Raw genomic sequence first — 19611 nt, forward strand, 5'->3', positions numbered from 1 at the left:
TCTAACATCCGCTTTTGTTACGAGCGGATGTTTTTTTACAGTCTAAACTTGAACAGTATTACATTCATTTTAACTGAAAGTCATGAAAAACATTCTTACATATCCAAACACAAGCATTCGCGGAAACGTCAAGGAAGTTGCGGTTCGTGAGCAAACACATGCATCATAATGGCTTTGAAGCGAAAATTTGTGTTATGGATAGATTAAGATATGGTCCTTGTTGGAGAAATAAAAAAGCAGAAGTAGGGCAAAGCAAAGTATATATAAAGCAACGCTTTCTAATGGTCAATCTAGCAGATAGGAGGAAAGTTAAGTTCTGTAATACCTCCAACGGAACTGAAATAAGTCTTCAGATTTTTAATTCTAAAAAAAGTCAGTCATCAAAAATAAACGAATTGACATATCGGGATATAACGATATAATAATCAATATGGAACCAATTGAAGTATTCAAAGCCTTATCAAATGAATCAAGGCTGCAAATTTTGCAATGGCTGAAGGAACCTGATCGTCATTTTGCACCCCATGAAGGGATTGATATGAATACAATCGGGGTATGTGTCAGTCAAATAACAGACAAATTGAAAATGACGCAATCAACGGCTTCCCAATATCTCACCATCCTTTTAAGAGCCGGCCTGATTAAGGCTGAACGAATCGGAAAGTACACGTATTACAAAAGAGATGAAGAAGCCATTGGGAAACTTGCTGACTTTCTTAAAACAGAGATATAAAAATAAACATCAATAGATGTTTATTTTTACGCCATACATATCGACATATTACGATGTGTTTATTTTTTGATCCAACATATCGTTAATTCGTGATATGTAGTTATATTAATGATTAAGGAGTGAACGTTTATGTCTAACACTTGGAAAATTTACATTTTAGCCATTGTCAGCTTTTTAGTCGGAACTTCAGAGTACATCATTTCCGGGATTTTGGATCACATTGCTGATACACTCGGGATAACTTTGGCTGCCGCGGGCCAGCTCATTACAATCTTTTCACTTGTATATGCTCTTTCTACACCCGTACTTATGGCTTTGACAGCAAGTATGGATAGACGCAGGTTGATGATGTATGCTCTCGGTTTGTTTGTGTTCGGCAATATTTTGGCCTTTGTCCTGCCTGGTTATGGATGGTTTATTGCAGCACGGATCATTATGGCGATGGGAGCAGGTGTTGTTGTTGTCACCGCATTAACGATTGCCGCTAAGATTGCGCCGGAAGGAAAGCAGGGCAGTGCCATCGCTACGGTCGTTATGGGATTTACCGCTTCTTTAATCATTGGTGTTCCGCTTGGAAGATTGATAGCAACAGCATTAGGCTGGAAGTCTGTATTTGGTGCAATTGCTTTGTTGGGATTGATCGCAATGGCCGTTATATTCTTTACTCTTCCGCATACTGAAGGAGATAAGCCCGTACCTTTGCTTCAACAGCTTGCCCTTTTCAAAAAACGGAAAGTGGCGATGGGATTATCAATCACTTTCTTCTGGCTCGGGGGATATTCTGTTGCTTATACCTATTTGTCACCTTTTCTCTTGAACATTTCAGGAATAAGCGGCAATCTGCTTAGCGGTGTTTTGCTTATATTCGGGATTGCCAGTTTGGTTGGATCAAAGTTTGGGGGATATAGCACCGATAAATGGGGAGTGCCCTTTACACTCGTTGGCGGGATGACATTGCATATCGTCACACTGATTCTGCTGTCACTTGTCACCCATTCCTATGTCGGAGTGTTGGTGATTCTGATATTATGGTCGTTTGCCGCATGGTCTACCGGTCCGACACAGCAATTTCACCTGGCTACAATAGAACCGGAAATGTCAGGTGTTTTGCTTAGCATGAATCAGTCAATGATGCAATTCGCCATGGCAGTCGGCGCAGGAATAGGCGGGGTTTTTGTAGAAAACGTATCATTGGCCTCGATTACCTGGATTGGTGCATTAGGGGTTATGATTGCAATTATTGCATCATTAATGAGTTTTCATTCACAACCGAAACGGCGCTAAAAGATATCAATCAATAACACACTGGCTTGTTTTACTTCTTAAAATTCAATAGGTTCATATCGAAAGATCTAACATCCGCTCGTCAATACAAGCGGGTGTTTTTTTATAAGCTGTTCAAAGTCAGTCCATATGCCTTCCAAGGGAAGACATCGTTCTGTATGTGTCGAAGGCGAAAGAGATTTCTTATGGCTTTGCCGGCGGTGAGCTGAAGCACAGCACGATTGCCTTGATCGAACAAGGTACACCAGTATTTGAGTCAAAATGGTTTGTTAGTCGTTTTATTAGCTCCTCACAGGAGTATTTATATGTCAATTTGAAGGTAAGGCGCTTATCGGAAAATATGCTGAGTGTCTGTTATCAAACGAGAGAGGGGCTCTTTTATGAAATCAAATTAGGTAAAATGCGTCAAATGTCAAAACGAAACCTTTCCAAAGTTAATCAGAAATTTATTTTCATACCGTATCCTTTCAGTATCACGTGAAAGGAGCATCATATGAAAACGTTATGGAAAGTCGTAAAAATCTTTTTTGGCGGCATAGGTGCATTGATTTTGCTTGGGTCTGTTTCCGTTTTTATCTACCACCATTACCAACTAAATAAGGAAGCAGCACTTCTTAAAGAAAAAGGCACAGTAGTCGATGTTGACAGTAAGAGAATGAATGTTTATCAAGAGGGAAGCGGGAAGGATACGTTTGTGTTTATGTCAGGTTCGGGGGTTGCTGCGCCTGCTTATGAGATGAAGGGGTTGTACAGCAAGTTTTCAAAAGAAAACAAGATTGCTGTAGTGAATCGTGCGGGCTATGGTTACAGCGATGTGTATGATGATGACAGAGATATTGATACAATATTGGAACAGACGAGAAAAGCGCTACTGCAAAGCGGGAATAAGCCTCCTTATATTTTAATGCCTCATTCCATATCAGGAATTGAAGCGATGTATTGGGCGCAGAAATATCCTAAGGAAATCAAGGCCATTATTGCGATGGACATTGGATTGCCTCAGCAGTATGTCACGTATAAATTGAGCGGGATTGACAGACTGAAAGTAAGGGGGTTCCATCTGTTAACGTCGATCGGTATTCATCGGTTTATGCCGTCTGCTGCCTATAATCCCGAGGTGATTCGGCAGTCGTTTTTAACTGATCATGAAAAAGAAATCTATAAAGCCATATCTTTTAAGCAATTTTTCAATGCTGATATGGCGCATGAGCTGTTACAGTCTTACCAAAACGGCAGGAAATCTGTGAATCTGCCGGTACCAAAAGAAACACCAATTTTATTTTTAGATGCCATTGCTGATCAATATAAAGACTCAAAATATACAAAACAGCAACGTAAAGATTATAAAGAACTTGCAGACCAATTAGAAGTATCAGAAGTGAGAGAGTTAAGGGGCACACACAGCATATATTTATACCAGCCTGATCAGATCTATCAGCTTTCTATGAAGTTTCTCAAACAAAAACTGAAATGAAAGGTTCGCTAAGATGAAGGGTTATCATATTTTAATCGTGGAAGACGATGTCATGATTGGTGATCTGCTGCAGAAGATTTTGCAGCGTGAGGGATACGATGTCAGCTGGAAAACGGACGGAGCGGATGTGCTTTCGGTCATTCAGAAGGCTGATTTGGTCATTATGGATATCATGCTGCCGGGTGAGGACGGGTATCAAATGTCTAAAAAAATAAAAGATGTAGGGTTAAATATTCCTATCATTTTTCTGTCCGCCCGCAATGATATGGACAGCAAGCTTCAAGGATTAAAAATCGGCGAGGATTATATGGTAAAGCCTTTTGATCCGAGAGAGCTGCTGCTGAGAATGAAGAATATGCTTGAGCATCATTATGGCACCTTTACGAGAATTAAACATTTGCATATTGATGCAGACACCAAAAAGGTATTCAATGGAGATTTGCATCATGAAGTGCTGTTTACCGCGATTGAGCGGAAAATATTCTTCTATCTGTACGAAAACAAAAACAGTATCTTAACGAAGGAACATTTCTTTAATTATCTATGGCAACTTGAAGACAGAAACCCGAATATTGTGAATGTGCACATTAAAAAAATCAGAGCGAAAATTAATGATGTAGCGGGTGAGATCATTGAAAATATCTATGGAGAAGGGTATCGGCTGAATACCGTGGTGAAGAAATGAAGCTAAAGACAAAATATCAGTTGTTATTATGTACGGCCGTCATTAGTGTTCCGGTACTGTTGCTGGCGGTTAGCATTTTGATGTCGGTGATTTATGACAGCATGTTTAAACCGATCAATCATGGCATGCCTTTTCACAGGTCTTTTGCGTATCCGGCAATGCTGGCCGTATTTTTATTATCACTTTTTTTGTTAGCTTTTTTATTTTCAAAATCAATTCATTCTCTGCTGCGTAAAATCAATCTATTGAATCAAACCATTCGGCATTTAGCGAGCGATAAAAAGATCCCCAATAAACTGGCAGTTAAAAACGATGATGAAATTGGCGAATTGATCAAATCGGTCAACTTGTTAATTGAACGGACAACGTACCGGGAACTGGAACTAAGACAGCGAGAGGACATGAAAAAGGAGCTGATGCAAAAACTAAGGCATGATATTAATACACCTTTAACAGCTCTCAGGCTGCAGTTATTTTATTTGGAGAGCCAGTGCCAGGATCAAACTGCATTTGAATCTTTGTACCAGCAAATTGAATATATTGCGGAATTAACGAATGACTTTAATCTATTTTCCACTGAAACGTTAGAGAGTTCATATATTATAAATGAAGAAGTACGAATAAACGATCTATTAGAAACAGCGGTGAAAAAGTGGGATTATTTATACAGTGTGAATGGGATTGAATTGCACTATAAGCCAACAGATCAAGATGTGATATGGATAAGCAACGGTTTATGGATGCAAAGACTGTTCGATAACATTTTTCAAAATACGCTAAAGCATTCGAAAGCTGAAAAGCTGGAAGTCAAGATAGAAAACGGCGCTGTTTCGATTCGCGATGATGGCATTGGATTTGACAGAGAACAAGTCAGTGACGGGCTTGGGCTGAAGATTATTGAGGATGTATGCCGGCTGCTTCGTATTACCTATGTGCTGCAGACAAATGAAAATGGAACTGCGTTTTTGTTTTCAAAAAAGTGATCCTGCTATGTTTTTCTTTCTTTCAGAGAATTATATATAATAGGAAGCAGAAAAGGGGTGAACAGCATATGTTTAAAAAAATCATCAAAACAATCAAGTACCTCTCAAGCAGCTCGAGTGATCGCCATCGCAGACACCGTTACTACAGCAGCAGCCGGCGCCGCCATTACCGCAGCTACAGCAGCAGCTCTGGCAGAAGAAGACATTACGATCGTTATGGCGGCAGTCACCGCTACAAACGCCGTAGCTACAGCAGCAGTTAATTCAAAAAAGTTCTTGTTCCGCATTGGGACAAGGGTTTTTTTTATGTCACTGATTGAATCGCTCGGTTCAGGTCTTCGCGAATAGAAGCGGTGTGCTGATATTCTTCCTCAATGCCCAATAATTTTTTCAGCAGCAGGGTTACTTCTTTTGTCAGCGTTAATTCCTCCAGCCAAGTGGCGTTTTTCTTCTTTTTCCCTTTATATTGAGAGTACAGCAAGAACAACAGGGTTTCACCGAGGTCGAAGAAGTCATCCCGTTTTCTGAGCTCTAATTCCTCATCTTCTTCACGAGATAACTGTTTAGCAAGGCCGAAATCGATGAGGCATACGTTACCGTGATTCATCATAATGTTTGGCGTTCTGATGTCACTGTGAAAAATAAGACGTTCATGCAGGTATTCTACAATGTCCAGCAGCTGAGACATCAGCTGTAATGCCATCAGCTCTGTAAACGGCTGTTTTTGAAAAAATAACAATTCCTCTATATTATCGCCCTCGATCATCTGCATGACATAGTAGGCTTGTCCGTCTATGATGAAGTCTTCTATATAGGCCGGAATTTGCGGGTGGCTGATGCTTTTGAGCAGACCAATTTCCTGCTGAAATCGGACTCTTTCCTTTTGTTTTTTGGCTTTTGTCGGACGGAGCTGTTTTAAGACGTACGGTGTTTGCGTAAGGACATCGGTGCACACATAAACCAAGCCGTAGCCGCCCATGCCGAGGCATTCTTCGATTTTGTATTGGTTGTTCAGTATAACGCCGTCCTTCAGAGGGCGGTCAAATAATAGCTTTTTTAACTGTTTTAATGCCATTCGCGCTGCACTTCCCTTAGTTGTACTGATTATAGTTTATCAAAACAATTGCATCTTGGGCTAAGTCTATTCTAATGGAAGCTTAGCATAAAAAAAGAGCCGGATCATGGAATCTGAGCCAGCTCAGTATGACATTAAAACTGCTTTGTGACATCGTATTGATAATCTATTTTTGCCTTTACATTACTCATCGTTGATTTCGCAGTCGCTAATGTATTGTATTTAAAACTCCATACCTTTGCCGCACTGAGTTGGTCTGTTAAGGATATATCATATGATCCCGAAGTTGAGCTATTCACAAGAGCACGGCGCCATTCGCTGTTTTCACTCGTCATGATGATATGTCGTGTATTTCCCTGGCTTGGTGTTTGAGTAGCGGTTGTTTGGACTCTTGTTACAGTGGCATCACGAGGAATTCCTGATTGGTTTGTTAAGTCAAGCTTGATGACGCTGGAGTCAGAACCTGAGGGGCTAAGGCTTGTATTTCCTTTATTTTCAGCCACGCCGCTGAATTGGAACGTTCCGCTGCCGGATTTGATCCGGTCTTCAATTGAAAGTGTGAAATACATGTTTCCAGTATAGGTGCCGCGGGACACTTTTACATAGAATGTATCAGTGGTGTTTTGGGCGTCGGCATTTGCATAAATAAAAGAAGAAAATGTATTAGGATTAATGACTTCTGTGCCTTGCGAAACAGGTACTCTGTTCTTATCGTAAATTTCGATTTTCATCCCTGTGTACGCACTCTGGTATGTACTTCTTACGTATACTTTTTCTCCCTTATTGGCTGTAAATGTGAAATAGGCTTCATCTTGTCCGGCTTCCAGTATCGTTGTGTCTATATTCTTATATTTCCAATATCCGATTGGGGCTGCTGTATCAAATGAATTGTTCCCTGTAATGGCATTGATTCCGGCTGCGGAAGCAGAATAAGTACAAGTAAATAGAACTGACAGCATGATAGCGAATTGAATGATCCATTTTTTAGTCATGAGAAAACCTCCTTTTTTTTCCATCATACATAATAAAGTTTAAAGTGTAAATAAATGTTTTAAGAGGTTAATATATACAAGGGATTTGCCGATAAATAGAGAAGAGAGAATTATTCAGGAGGGAATCGAATGCGTCTGAATCGTCAATATATCCGCACCCAGCTCATGGCACAGAATATCACGAAAAAGGTTTCGGCTGATAAAGGCAGGAGTACATCTGCAGAGGTGCTGGAAAAGGCATACAGCCGGCTTGAGACACGGCCCTCTGAGAAGGGAATCGATCAGCTCAATTACTCAAAAACCAGTGTAGCGGGGAACAACGGGACTTTCAGCAAAGTGTTTCAATCAGCAAATGACCGAACAGTGACAGACACAGGGGAAGAAACTGTGATTCGATCCAATAATCCTTATGAATCTGAGAGCGATATCCGAATCAAAATTCTAGATGAAAAGTACAGCCGGATGAATGCGATAAACAAAACGAAGTCCGATCCTTTAGGTTATATAAAGGATAAGTATCAAAATTCGAAGTCTCCTTATTTCAGAAGTGATCTGTCAGCTGCAGAAAGACAGGCTGCTTACGATAATGAAACAGAATGGCTATTCAAAGGAAAGGCGCAAAACTATAATCTCCAGGATGCAGCGTTTCGCAATCTTACGTTTAATGGGGAAGCGGAATCGGAGAATGCAAAGGTGTTCCAGCGAAGCCAGGTTAACCAACAGCTTCAAGTGCTCCTGAATCGGAACCATATTCAAATCCCGGCGGGTACAGAACTTACGTTTACCATTACACCCATCGATTATAAGGTAAAGGTGAGCGGAACAGACGACAAGGAGCTCATCGGTCAAATTGAGCGATTGCTGCAATCTGGAGACAACAGCAAAGAGCTGTTTGTACATATCATGAAAAGCCAGGCCCGTGATTCATCACAATATTCCGAAGCGGCGTATCAAAAGTATCAAGCAGTTCGTGAGATGTACGAAGTCACAGGCTACCATTTGAAGGATTTAGAAGTTGTCGACGGCCGATACATCACACCTGACGGACGAGATCTATTAGAGGTATATAAAGAAAAACTTGAGAATGATCCTATGCAAAAACAAACTGCTTCCTATGCTATATCTCACTATGGTTCACAGCTCAGTAACATTGCGGAAATCGGGTATGATGCTATCCCTGATTTCATTCTGTCAATTGGCTACAGGAATGGGTCATTGAGAGATTTGGGGCAAAGTAAGGGCTATGGGACAGGTGATACGGAGTGGCTAGAAACATTAAAACGCCAAACTGGCGTAAATTATTAGGTAAGCTGTTCATCGTGAACAGCTTATTTTTTTATGCCCATCTCATGAAAGCAGCTGTATCATATATCGTTTTCATATTGTTCTGATTTCATTATATTCATATAAAAGATTTTAATTGAAGTGATAGATCAAACCCATTGAATGAAAGTGTTTACCCGAAAAAAACAATTGTATTTTCCAGAGAAATTTATTATGATGAAATAAGTAATTTTGGAGATTATCTAACAATTTTATGATTGAATTTTCTGATATTTGCAGCTTCATACGAAATGAAGAACGTTTTGAAGGTTGATCGGCCTTTATGCTATTTCGGTTGAGCTGTATTCGTTTTTAAGAGGAGGAAGCGGAGTGGAAAATAAAGAATTGAAGAGGGGCTTGAGCGCCCGTCATATTCAGATGATTGCCTTGGGCGGTACGATCGGTGTTGGTTTATTTATGGGTTCTGCCAGCACGATTTCATGGACTGGCCCGTCTGTCCTTCTGGCTTATGCGATTTGCGGAATTTTTATCTTTTTTATCATGCGTGCAATGGGTGAAATGCTGTATGTGGAACCAAGTACCGGTTCTTTTGCAACATTTGGCCATCAATACATTCATCCCCTTGCTGGTTATATGACGGCGTGGAGCAACTGGTTCCAGTGGGTGATCGTCGGCATGTCAGAAATTATCGCAGTCGGTTCTTATATGAAATATTGGTTCCCGGATTTGCCTGCTTGGATACCTGGTATCGTAGCTATGGCAATTCTTGGTGCAGCGAACTTAATTTCTGTTAAGTCGTTTGGTGAGTTTGAATTTTGGTTTGCGATGATTAAAATTGTGACGATTATCTTAATGATTATTGCGGGATTAGGAATTATTTTCTTCGGCTTTGGCAATGGCGGAGATGCTATCGGTTTGTCTAACCTATGGTCTCACGGCGGCTTCTTTGCGGGCGGTTTCTCAGGATTTTTCTTTGCACTGTCTCTGGTTATAGCGGCTTATCAAGGGGTTGAGCTGATCGGGATTACTGCCGGAGAAGCAAAGGACCCGCAAAACACGCTGCGCAACGCGATTCAAAGCATTATCTGGCGCATTTTGATTTTCTATATTGGTGCTATTTTTGTGATCGTGACGGTATATCCTTGGGATGAGCTGAATGCACTTGGAAGCCCGTTTGTGTCTACGTTTTCTAAAGTTGGAATTACGGCAGCGGCCGGCATTATTAACTTTGTCGTTATCACGGCGGCGATGTCAGGCTGCAACAGCGGGATTTTCAGTGCGGGACGTATGCTTTATACATTAGGTGTCAATGGACAGGCACCGAAATTCTTTGCGAAGATTTCTCGCAATGGTGTGCCGCTGTATGGCACAATCGCAGTGCTGATCGGATTAGCTGTCGGCGTTGTGCTGAACTATGTTGCGCCGCCGAAGATCTTCGTATATGTATACAGCGCAAGCGTGCTGCCGGGGATGATCCCTTGGTTTATCATTTTGATCAGCCACCTCGGATTCAGAAAAGCGAAGGGCGCTGCGTTAGATAAACATCCGTTCAAAATGCCGTTTGCACCTTTCACAAATTATTTGACGATTGCTTTCTTGCTGATGGTTCTTGTCGGCATGTGGTTTAATAATGATACTCGGATATCTTTAATTGTAGGGGTTATTTTCTTAGCTCTTGTGGTCATCAGTTATTATGCTTTTGGAATTGGCAAGCGCGTGCAGGCGGATGTTACGAAAAGAAATCAAGCAGCTGAATAAACAGGAAAAAGAGACATTGACTGATGTCTCTTTTTTCATTTTTTGCGTATGGATTTTTCTCATTTCAGCAACCTATAGGATAAAGAACGCAAAGGAAAGGTGCTTATATTATGGATGTTACACTCGGTTATTTGCGGGAGTCACTTTCAAATCATCTTGAAAATGAAGTCTGTCTGCGGATTTGCAAGAAGATGCTGGCGAAGCGGTATGCCAATGAAGAGGAGTTTGTAAAGGATTTGGATGACGATGAGATGTCATATTTGAATCAGGTGCTGGAAAAGGAGATTAAGTATGCCCAGGACGAACAGGATCAAAAACGGGCCAAGGAATTAAATGAGGTGTATGAATTACTGCTTTGAGAAAGGCGGGAATGAAATTGGGTGCGATTGAACGAAGCGGATATACGTTTCAGCCGGAGTTTAGTGTCGTCCGGCAAAATGGGGCGATCCACGTGTATCGTCATGGAGAATTTGTTGAAGAAATTGAATTCGAGTTTAACGGTGACTACCCGGATCATGATTTAATTGAAGAGCTTGTGAATCATTATTGCTTTGAGCATGACATTTAAGAGCCCTGTGCGTTTGCAGGGCTCATTCATTTATGAAGTGATCAGGCCATATTTTTTTAGAAGATCAATTGTGATGTTTTTGGCTGTTGTACCGGAGTCATCAACATTGGTGACAAACGTATAGGAGCCGTGCTCTGTTTTGATGAATCCGACAAACCACCCTAATCCCATGTCTGTCAGGCGAGTTCCGGTTTTGCCGTAAAGCGTATAATGATCTCCTTCTTCTTGAATCATCATGCGTTTGACGGTTTTCATGACTGTTTTGTCAAACGGGAGCTTCTCTTTGTAAAGCTTCTCCATAAAGGCTTCTTGTTCCAACGGAGAAATTGTCAGAGAGCTTTGCAGCCAAAACTGGTCGATTCCGCCGCTGATATCTTCGTTTCCGTATGACAGGGTATGAAGCCAGGTTTTCATTCTTTCCTCGCCGATGTCCCTCGCTAATGCTTGGTAATACCAGATGGCAGATTCCCGCATGGCTGAGCCAAGTGTATGGTCGCGGTTCCATGATTCGAATTCGCGTTTGACGCCATCCCAGCGTTTGACATCATATTCATCCCGGACGGCTTTTACCTGCAAGCCGATTAAGGCATTGGTCACTTTAAAGGTAGATTGCGGAGTTTGTCTTTTGTTGGCCCGTTTCTTGTTGTAGACAAATGTCTGATCCTTTTCTAAATCATGAAGGATGAAGGTTCCGTCAGTATCCTTGAACTCCTTATCCACATTCATTCGGCTGAGATTCAGGTGCTTTTTTGTTTCATTGGCGGGCGCTTTTGCATAGAGGGACAAACCTCCTGAACCGGCAATGACCAGCACAAGAAAAGCATATATCCATTTCTTCATTTTGATCTCCCCTTTGTTTTGATCATCTATCTTTTCTCCATTTCTGTGTTTCTACCTTTAAAAGTAATGAAAAATTGCTTGGAAGCAAATACTGTCATTGGGTTTATCTTCGTGAGATAAAGTGAAAACAGAAGTAAAAAAGGAAGGCAGGGTTGCGGGATGAATGAGCAGATTCCACATGACAAAAGCCTCGATAACAGTGTGGCTTTGATGCGGGAAGGATATTTGTTTATCAAGAATAGAAAAGAACATTACCATTCGGATTTGTTTCAGGCACGCTTGCTTGGAAAAACATTTATTTGTATGAGCGGGGCGGAGGCTGCGAAGGTATTTTATGATACTGAACGGTTTCAGCGGCAGGGTGCTCTCCCGAAACGAGTGCAGAAATCGCTGTTTGGCGTCAATGCGATCCAGACAATGGATGGCGACGCTCATATCCATCGAAAGCTGCTTTTTCTGTCATTGATGACACCTCCGCATCAAAAACGGCTGGCTGATCTGATGACAGAGCAGTGGGAAGCGGCTGTAACAAGGTGGGAAATGGCGGATCAGGTGGTGTTGTTTGATGAAGCAAAAGAAATCTTATGCCGAGTGGCCTGCTATTGGGCGGGTGTTCCGCTGACGGAAACGGAAGTGAAAGAGAGAGCGGACGATTTCATTGATATGGTAGACGCGTTCGGTGCAGTGGGGCCGCGGCATTGGAAGGGAAGAAGGGCAAGACCTCGGACGGAAGAGTGGATTGAAAAAATGATTGAAGATGTCCGCGGCGGCAGGCTGAAAACAGAACATGGATCAGCGCTGCATGAAATGGCTTTTTATACGCAAGAGAATGGGAGCCGGCTTGATGCCCGCATGGCAGCCATCGAGCTCATTAATGTGCTGCGTCCGATAATAGCGATTGCTTACTTTATCTCATTTTCAGCGTTGGCGCTGCATGAACACCCGAAGTATAAGGAATGGCTTCGTTCTGGAGGCAGTCAGGAAAGAGAAATGTTTGTGCAGGAGGTGCGCAGATTTTATCCGTTCGGACCCTTTTTAGGAGCCGTTGTCAAAAAGGATTTTATATGGAATGACTGTGAGTTTAAGAAGGGTGCATCTGTGTTGCTTGATGTGTATGGAACGAATCATGATCCCCGTATGTGGGACAATCCTGATGAATTTCGGCCTGAGCGTTTTAAAGAGCGGGAGGAAAATCCGTTTGATTTCATCCCTCAAGGCGGGGGCAACGCGGAAAAGGGCCATCGCTGTCCGGGGGAAGGGATTACCATTGAAGTGATGAAAGCGAGCCTGGATTTTCTCGTGAATCAGGTTGAATATGACGTGCCAAAACAATCGCTGCATTACAGTCTTGCCAGAATGCCGTCATTGCCTGAAAGCGGATTTGTGATGAGCAGCATTAGACGGAAAAGGTAAATATAAAAGCTCTCTTCCTTTTCGAAGAGAGCTTTTTTGATTACTTCTTTTTTTCATCGTAGTATTGAACAGGGTACATGGAGCCTTCGGATACCATTTTGTTGTCCTCAATGTCATGCGGGTGCGGGTGACCGGCTTTATCGACTGGGAACGTTTCCATATCTGGTTGTTTTGTTATCTTCATTTTCATGCTGTGAATGAATTCTCTTGCCTTTTGGCGGTTTGACGGGTCTTTTAATAGATAAGAAGTGATGCCGACAGTTGAAACAGCGAGACCGGAAAATAACAGCTTTTGTTTCATGGTAATAACTCCTTTCTATTTTAAAAGTAATGTTTCCTGTATCATTCCCGTTTTGCTTAAGGCTAAACCTCTGTGTATTTTATCAACAGTACATTTTATTTTAGGTGAAGCTAGTTACTTCAGGCACTATACATTGATTTTATATTATTTTAGTTAAAATTCGATAAATATTGACAAAGTGAAGTAATCAGAATAATAATATAACTTAGCAACAGAATGTCATCATACATGAAAGGTGTTTACGATATGAATCAGTTACATCGAAGAATGGGGACGTTTGCCCTTATGATGGTCGGGCTCGGGTCGATGATCGGGTCAGGCTGGTTATTTGGGGCGTGGCGCGCTGCCCAAATTGCGGGGCCGGCTGCCATTATTTCATGGGTTATCGGCATGATCGTTATTTTATTTATTGCTCTTTCTTATAGTGAATTAGGTTCTATGTTCCCTGAGGCAGGGGGAATGGTAAAATATACGCAATATTCACACGGTTCGTTTATCGGATTTATTGCAGGCTGGGCCAACTGGATTGCGATTGTATCCGTTATTCCTGTTGAAGCTGTGGCCTCCGTTCAATATATGAGTTCATGGCCATGGGAATGGGCGAAATGGACAAGCGGTTTGGTGAAAAACGGAACGCTGACAGGAGAAGGATTGGTGTTTGCTTCTGTTTTGCTTCTGATTTATTTTCTGCTGAACTACTGGACAGTCAATTTGTTTTCGAAAGCGAATTCATTAATTACAATTTTTAAAATCATTATTCCAGGCCTGACAATTGGCGCTTTGCTGTTTGTCGGTTTTCATGGAGAAAACTTTACAGCGGGCCAGAGCATTGCACCGAATGGCTGGGCAAGTGTTCTGACTGCGGTTGCGACTTCCGGTATCGTGTTTGCGTTTAACGGATTTCAAAGCCCGATCAATATGGCGGGAGAAGCCAAAAATCCCGGGAAATCGATTCCAATTGCAGTTGTCGGTTCTCTGTTAGTTGCGACAGTCATTTATGTGCTGTTGCAGATCGCTTTCATCGGAGCGGTGAATCCGTCTGATATCGCTCACGGCTGGAGCCATCTTAATTTTAATTCTCCTTTTGCTGATTTGGCGATTGCATTAAATATCAACTGGCTTGTCATCGTATTATATGCGGATGCTTTTGTGTCACCTTCCGGAACTGGTATTACGTATACGGCGACGACTTCCCGCATGATTTACGGAATGGAGAAGAACAAATACATGCCGAGCGTGTTTGGCAAGCTTCATCCGATTTACGGCGTTCCGCGCCAAGCGATGTTTTTTAACTTGATTGTTTCGTTTATCTTTTTGTTCTTGTTCAGAGGGTGGGGTGTTTTAGCGGAAATTATTTCTGTAGCCACGTTAATTTCTTATATTACAGGCCCGGTTACAGTGATGACATTGAGACGGACAGGGAAGGATTTGTACAGGCCTCTTCGTTTAAAAGGCTTAAGCGTAATTGCGCCGCTTGGATTTATCTTTGCGTCGCTTGTGCTGTATTGGGCGCGCTGGCCGTTAACAGGGCAGGTTCTGTTTATTATTTTGATCGGACTTCCGATTTATTTCTATTATCAGGCTAAGGCGAAATGGAAAGGATTTGGCCAAAACGTTAAAGCTGGCATATGGATGGTGTTTTACCTGCTTGTCATGATGATGATTTCCTATTTGGGAAGTGACAAATTCGGCGGTCAAAACGTCATTACGTATGGCTGGGATATGGCCTTGATTGCCTTTGTATCACTCGGTTTCTATGTGTGGGCGCTGAAGAGCGGATTCAAGACAGAGTATTTGAAAGATGCGAAGGAAATAAATAGTCAGCTGGCAGGCGCACAGTCAGAAGCTGCTGCGGGAAAAGAATAAATGGAGAAAAACCTTGTGCTGAGAGCACAAGGTTTTTTATAGTCAACTTGTTATGGTGAACGCGAAATATTACACCCATGTAAATGTGATCAAGGTCTATTCTGCTCATTGTTAAGTTATTGTAAATTTGACAGGTGACTCATTTACAATCATATGAACTTGAAACATAATCGTAGAGAGTTTGCTGAAAGATGTCGTAAACAGGGGTGAAAGCGTTGGGGATTGATGTACAAACATTACTGTTCGAATTTCTGGGAGGCCTTGGTATTTTCCTGATTGGGATCAAGTTCATGGGAGACGGACTTCAGAAATCGGCTGGAGATAGACTAAGAAATATTTTAGACCGTTTTACAAGCAATCCGCTAATGGGCGTGTTAGCGGGTTTGATTGTGACGGTTTTGATACAAAGCAGCTCTGGAACGACGGTTATTACCGTTGGACTTGTGAGCGCAGGTTTTATGACACTGCGGCAGGCGATTGGGGTCATTATGGGCGCCAATATTGGTACAACGGTTACCGCTTTTATTATCGGAATCGATATAGGAGCCTATGCGTTGCCGATTATTGCTGTCGGCGGATTTTTATTGTTTTTCTTTAAGCATAAAAATGTGCAAAATGTGGGCCAGATTGTGTTTGGGTTTGGGGCCTTGTTTTATGGATTGGAGTTAATGAGCGGCGGCATGAAACCGCTTCGCTCCCTCGAGGCCTTTCATGATTTAACAGTCAATATGAGTTCAAATCCGGTTCTCGGTGTCGTCATCGGCACTTTGTTTACGGTTCTCGTGCAAAGCTCCAGTGCCACTATCGGTATTCTGCAAGGTTTATTCGCAGATGGTCTGATTGATATTAATGGCGCGCTGCCAGTGTTATTCGGGGACAATATCGGGACGACGATCACCGCGGTGCTTGCGTCTCTTGGAGCTTCTGTTGCAGCGAGACGTGCTGCGGCTACTCATGTACTGTTCAACCTAATCGGGACAACGATTTTCATGATTTTGCTCAAGCCGTTTACAGCTTTGATCTTATGGCTCCAGGCTTCGATGGGACTTGATCCTAAAATGACGATTGCATTTGCTCACGGAATCTTTAATACGTCAAATACGATCATACAGCTACCTTTTGTCGGGCTATTGGCTTTGATTGTGACAAAATTGATTCCGGGCAAGGATTCAATGATGGAATACAAGTCGCATCTTGATCCGATTTTTATTGAGCAGTCTCCATCTATTGCTCTCGGACAAGCGAAGGAAGAAGTGCTGCAAATGGGGAACTTTGCGGTTCAAGGGCTGGAAGTCACAAAACAATTCTTAGTGACAAAACAGACAAAATACGCGGCAAATGCTTATCAGTTAGAGGATGCGGTCAACAATCTCGACCGGAAAATTACCGATTATTTGATTGAGCTTTCATCGAGCTCCCTCTCAGATCATGAATCTGAGGAGCATCATATGCTGATGGATACTGTCAGAGATATTGAAAGAATCGGCGATCATTTTGAAAATGTAATTGAATTGATTGAGTATCAGCAGGCACACCGTGTCGTTATTACCGAATCAGCCATGACGGATTTAACGGACATGATGGATTTAACAATTTCCACTGTGAAGGCATCAATGGAGGCTCTGCACCACAATGATGAACAAACTGCTGCTCATGTCATTGAAAAAGAAGATGAAATTGACAAGATGGAACGAAAGCTTCGCAAAAAGCATATTATCCGTCTAAATGAAGGACTGTGTACAGGGCAAGCGGGTATCGTATTTGTTGATATGATCAGTAACCTGGAGCGTATCGGCGATCATGCGGTGAATATTGCGCAGGCTGTACTTGAGGGAAAATGATGAGAAAAAGCATTGAATCCTAGGATTCAATGCTTTTTTTGTAGTCTTTTTTCACATGATGAAATACATCCGGATAGTTGGTAAACACGCCGGTAACTCCCCAGTTGAGCAGGCGGCGCATATCTGCTTCTGTATTGACTGTGTAAGGATGCAAAAGCAGACCGTGGCTGCGAATCATGCGGACATTTTCTGCATTCAATGCTTTATAATCCGGACCCGCGCCGACAGCGTAGGTTTTGATTTCCTCCAGATCAGCATCTGTCATGGAAGCCATTTGTTTTGCTTCCAACAATTGAACAGTCGGTAGGTTAGGCTGTAATTGACGAATTTTTAACAGGCTTTCTTTGCTGAACGATTGGATGATGACTTGGCCGCGTTTTGAATGCTTGCTTAACAGTTTATGCTTCTGTAAGGAAGCGATCAGTTTTTCCTCCATGCCTGGATAGGTGTCAGGCGATTTTGTTTCGATGTAATAGTTAGCATGTTTGCCAAAACGATTTAATACCTCTTCTAATGTAGGAACTTTAAGGCCGGCGTACTGCGGCTTTGCTTTTGCCGGATAAGCTTCATTAAACCAAGAGCCGGCATCAAGTTTCTTAATCTCCGCGAGCGTATGATCCTTCACCCAGCCCGTGCCGTTTGTGGTGCGGTCCAGTTTTTCATCGTGCATAACAATGAGTTGCCCGTCTTTTGTCATCTGTAAATCCAACTCAATATAATCGGCTTTCATTTTCTGAGCGGTTTCGTAAGATAGGATCGTGTGCTCAGGCACATATCCGGAAGCCCCTCTGTGCGCGACTGTCAGGATCCGGTCAGGAGACAGCAGGTTTCCTTTTGAGGCTGCCGAAACAGGTGTAACCATAAACGACAGCAAACCAAAAGATAGCAGAACCAAAGCTAGTAATCTATTTTTTCGCATCTTTTCTTCCTCCTTATGAACAAGCAGTAACAGCTTTTATGTTAGATAACGGATGTAAATGGCGTGTTGGGAAAATATTAATCTTTTATAATCTTTTCTTAAGCATGCTCCGCTCGTTTTCCCGTATTCCATGTTAAGGCCAAGAACACGATAGCCAGTATACAAGATGAGATCAGCATGATGAAGCCGCCGTTCCAATCAAATCTGTCAACGACAAGTCCCATAATGGCGTTTGCGAAAGCAGATCCGCCGATGTATCCGAAAAACCCGGTCAATCCAGCCGCAGTTCCGGCTGCTTTCTTCGGTGCGAGGTCAATGGCTTGCAGACCGATGAGCATCACAGGACCATAAATTAAAAAGCCGATGCTGATCAGAGCAATGTTGTCTACCAGCGGATGGCCGGCCGGATTCAGCCAGTACACCAATACGGCAATGAAAACACCCGCCATAAACAGAACGCCTGCCGGTGCACGGCGGCTCTTGAAGAAGCGGTCGCTGATCCAGCCGCACAGGATCGTTCCTGGTATGCCGGCGTATTCGTAAAGAAAATACGACCACCGGGAGTCTTCCGGAGAGAACCCTTTGGCTTCTGTTAAGTAAGTAGGCGCCCAGTCCACTACGCCGTATCGCACAAAGTAAACAAATACGTTTGCAAATGCGATGTACCAAAGAAACTTATTATTAAGTACATATTGAAAAAGGATTTCTTTTGTCGTTAATTCTTTTTCTTGATCTTTGAAAGCGTGTTTTGGATAGTCATTCCGGTACTCTTCAATTGGCGGAAGCCCGCAAGATTGAGGGGTATCCCGCACCAAAAGGACAATTAAAAATGAAATCAGTATTGCAATAATGGCAGGGAAGAAAAACACGCTTTTCCAAGTGACAAACATAGCAATTCCAAGAGTGACAAGCGGAGCCAGAATTCCGCCGCCAATATTGTGAGCGACATTCCAAATCGACATCTTCGTGCCGCGTTCACTTATAGAAAACCAATGGGCCATTGTTCTTCCGCATGGAGGCCAGCCCATCCCTTGGAACCATCCATTGATAAACATAAAAATAAACATGATGGTGACGCTTGAAGTTACCCAAGGCATAGAAACAAAAAGAATATTAACGATTGCAGATAAAAATAGGCCTGTCGCGAGAAAATATCTCGGGTTGCAGCGATCGGACACCATGCCCATAATAAATTTACTGAAGCCGTACGCAATGGATACCGCGGCCAGCACCAATCCAAGCTCGGTTTTTGAAAACCCCTGTTCCTGCAGATAAGGAATGGCAAAGGCGAAGTTTTTCCGCAGCAGGTAATAACCTGCGTAGCCGATAAAAATACCTATGAATACTTGCAGCCTTAGCCGTTTATAAGCCGCATCCGTCTTTGACTCATCCAGTCTCTCAATGTGAGGAGCCGGTTTAAATAGGTGAAACATCAAATCATCCCCTTTGCTGTTTGTGTTGGATGTGTGACGTGCCTCCTTTCTGACAAACAAAAAGAGCCAGAAAACACCCCTTGTCAAAAGGGGTGGGATTCCTGGCTCTCCTCATCTCCATCCAAGCTATTAACTTATCATGATAGCGCTTTCTTAAATTAT

General features: G+C 42.5%; 19 protein-coding genes and 2 pseudogenes. 15 read left to right on the forward strand and 6 right to left on the reverse strand.

Annotated elements, in window-relative coordinates:
* Positions 1-146 precede the first annotated feature (146 nt).
* The 8 genes and pseudogenes from HC660_RS01190 (at position 147) to HC660_RS01220 (ending at position 5507) form a co-directional block, all read left to right on the forward strand.
* Positions 147-422, forward strand: coding sequence for a hypothetical protein (locus HC660_RS01190; RefSeq protein ID WP_168746810.1), 276 nt, complete (start codon positions 147-149; stop codon positions 420-422).
* A gap of 8 nt (positions 423-430) precedes the next feature.
* Positions 431-733 carry an ArsR/SmtB family transcription factor gene (locus tag HC660_RS01195; RefSeq protein WP_003234907.1) on the forward strand — a complete coding sequence of 101 codons (303 nt, stop codon included), beginning with the start codon at positions 431-433 and terminating at the stop codon, positions 731-733.
* Between the two features lie 129 nt (positions 734-862).
* Positions 863-2034, forward strand: a pseudogene (locus HC660_RS01200) (MFS transporter).
* Positions 2035-2183: 149 nt separating this feature from the next.
* Positions 2184-2267 (forward strand): annotated as a pseudogene (locus HC660_RS21310) (hypothetical protein); the annotation flags it as partial.
* A gap of 243 nt (positions 2268-2510) precedes the next feature.
* Positions 2511-3491, forward strand: coding sequence for an alpha/beta fold hydrolase (locus HC660_RS01205; RefSeq protein WP_168746812.1), 981 nt, complete (start codon positions 2511-2513; stop codon positions 3489-3491).
* A 13-nt stretch (positions 3492-3504) separates the two neighbouring features.
* A complete protein-coding gene (gene ybdJ / locus HC660_RS01210; protein WP_010332834.1) occupies positions 3505-4176 on the forward strand; it encodes a two-component system response regulator YbdJ in 672 nt (223 codons plus the stop codon).
* Positions 4173-5159, forward strand: coding sequence for a two-component system sensor histidine kinase YbdK (gene ybdK, locus HC660_RS01215; protein WP_168746813.1), 987 nt, complete (start codon positions 4173-4175; stop codon positions 5157-5159). Before ybdJ ends, ybdK begins: the two co-directional genes overlap by 4 nt.
* 57 nt (positions 5160-5216) lie before the next feature.
* The gene (locus HC660_RS01220) at positions 5217-5507 is read left to right on the forward strand and encodes a hypothetical protein (RefSeq protein WP_168746814.1); all 291 of its coding nucleotides are present in this window, start codon (positions 5217-5219) and stop codon (positions 5505-5507) included.
* On the opposite strand, the gene HC660_RS01225 is transcribed toward HC660_RS01220, so the two are convergent.
* Together HC660_RS01225 and HC660_RS01230 are read right to left on the reverse strand one after the other, a co-directional pair.
* On the reverse strand, positions 5464-6234 hold the full coding sequence (locus HC660_RS01225; protein WP_168746815.1) for a serine/threonine protein kinase: 771 nt from the start codon (positions 6232-6234) through the stop codon (positions 5464-5466). The genes HC660_RS01220 and HC660_RS01225 overlap by 44 nt on opposite strands.
* Positions 6235-6368: 134 nt before the next feature.
* Positions 6369-7226 carry a hypothetical protein gene (locus tag HC660_RS01230; protein WP_168746816.1) on the reverse strand — a complete coding sequence of 286 codons (858 nt, stop codon included), beginning with the start codon at positions 7224-7226 and terminating at the stop codon, positions 6369-6371.
* Between the two features lie 129 nt (positions 7227-7355).
* Here HC660_RS01230 and HC660_RS01235 point away from each other — a divergent pair, with 129 nt between their 5' ends.
* From HC660_RS01235 to HC660_RS01250, 4 genes are all read left to right on the forward strand, one after another.
* Positions 7356-8531 (forward strand): DUF4885 domain-containing protein, encoded by a 1176-nt coding sequence (locus tag HC660_RS01235; RefSeq protein WP_168746817.1) that lies wholly within the window; start codon positions 7356-7358, stop codon positions 8529-8531.
* Between the two features lie 348 nt (positions 8532-8879).
* Positions 8880-10268: an amino acid permease gene (locus HC660_RS01240; RefSeq protein ID WP_010332840.1), complete on the forward strand. Its 1389-nt coding sequence runs from the start codon at positions 8880-8882 to the stop codon at positions 10266-10268.
* Between the two features lie 110 nt (positions 10269-10378).
* Positions 10379-10627, forward strand: a complete 249-nt coding sequence (locus HC660_RS01245) for a sigma-G-dependent sporulation-specific acid-soluble spore protein CsgA (RefSeq protein WP_010332841.1) — start codon at positions 10379-10381, stop codon at positions 10625-10627.
* 17 nt (positions 10628-10644) lie between these two features.
* On the forward strand, positions 10645-10836 hold the full coding sequence (locus HC660_RS01250; protein WP_168746818.1) for a YbxH family protein: 192 nt from the start codon (positions 10645-10647) through the stop codon (positions 10834-10836).
* A 30-nt stretch (positions 10837-10866) separates the two neighbouring features.
* Here HC660_RS01250 and blaOXA read toward each other — a convergent pair whose 3' ends face one another.
* A complete protein-coding gene (gene blaOXA / locus HC660_RS01255; protein WP_168746819.1) occupies positions 10867-11676 on the reverse strand; it encodes a class D beta-lactamase in 810 nt (269 codons plus the stop codon).
* Positions 11677-11835: 159 nt separating this feature from the next.
* Here blaOXA and cypC point away from each other — a divergent pair, with 159 nt between their 5' ends.
* Positions 11836-13089, forward strand: coding sequence for a CYP152 family fatty-acid peroxygenase CypC (cypC, locus tag HC660_RS01260; RefSeq protein ID WP_168746820.1), 1254 nt, complete (start codon positions 11836-11838; stop codon positions 13087-13089).
* 40 nt (positions 13090-13129) lie between these two features.
* Here the strand turns inward: cypC and HC660_RS01265 are convergent, their stop codons facing one another.
* The gene (locus HC660_RS01265) at positions 13130-13390 is read right to left on the reverse strand and encodes a YbyB family protein (protein ID WP_168746821.1); all 261 of its coding nucleotides are present in this window, start codon (positions 13388-13390) and stop codon (positions 13130-13132) included.
* A gap of 246 nt (positions 13391-13636) precedes the next feature.
* Between HC660_RS01265 and HC660_RS01270 the strand changes: the two genes are divergently transcribed.
* Together HC660_RS01270 and HC660_RS01275 are read left to right on the forward strand one after the other, a co-directional pair.
* Positions 13637-15256, forward strand: a complete 1620-nt coding sequence (locus HC660_RS01270; protein WP_168746822.1) for a glutamate/serine transporter AimA — start codon at positions 13637-13639, stop codon at positions 15254-15256.
* A gap of 215 nt (positions 15257-15471) precedes the next feature.
* On the forward strand, positions 15472-17097 hold the full coding sequence (locus tag HC660_RS01275; RefSeq protein WP_168746823.1) for a Na/Pi cotransporter family protein: 1626 nt from the start codon (positions 15472-15474) through the stop codon (positions 17095-17097).
* Between the two features lie 19 nt (positions 17098-17116).
* On the opposite strand, the gene HC660_RS01280 is transcribed toward HC660_RS01275, so the two are convergent.
* Positions 17117-18016 (reverse strand): glycerophosphodiester phosphodiesterase, encoded by a 900-nt coding sequence (locus HC660_RS01280; RefSeq protein ID WP_168746824.1) that lies wholly within the window; start codon positions 18014-18016, stop codon positions 17117-17119.
* A gap of 98 nt (positions 18017-18114) precedes the next feature.
* On the reverse strand, positions 18115-19449 hold the full coding sequence (gene glpT / locus HC660_RS01285) for a glycerol-3-phosphate transporter (protein ID WP_168746825.1): 1335 nt from the start codon (positions 19447-19449) through the stop codon (positions 18115-18117).
* Positions 19450-19611 lie beyond the last annotated feature (162 nt).

Source organism: Bacillus mojavensis (assembly GCF_012648005.1).
In the GTDB taxonomy this organism is placed as follows: Bacteria; Bacillota; Bacilli; order Bacillales; family Bacillaceae; genus Bacillus; species Bacillus mojavensis.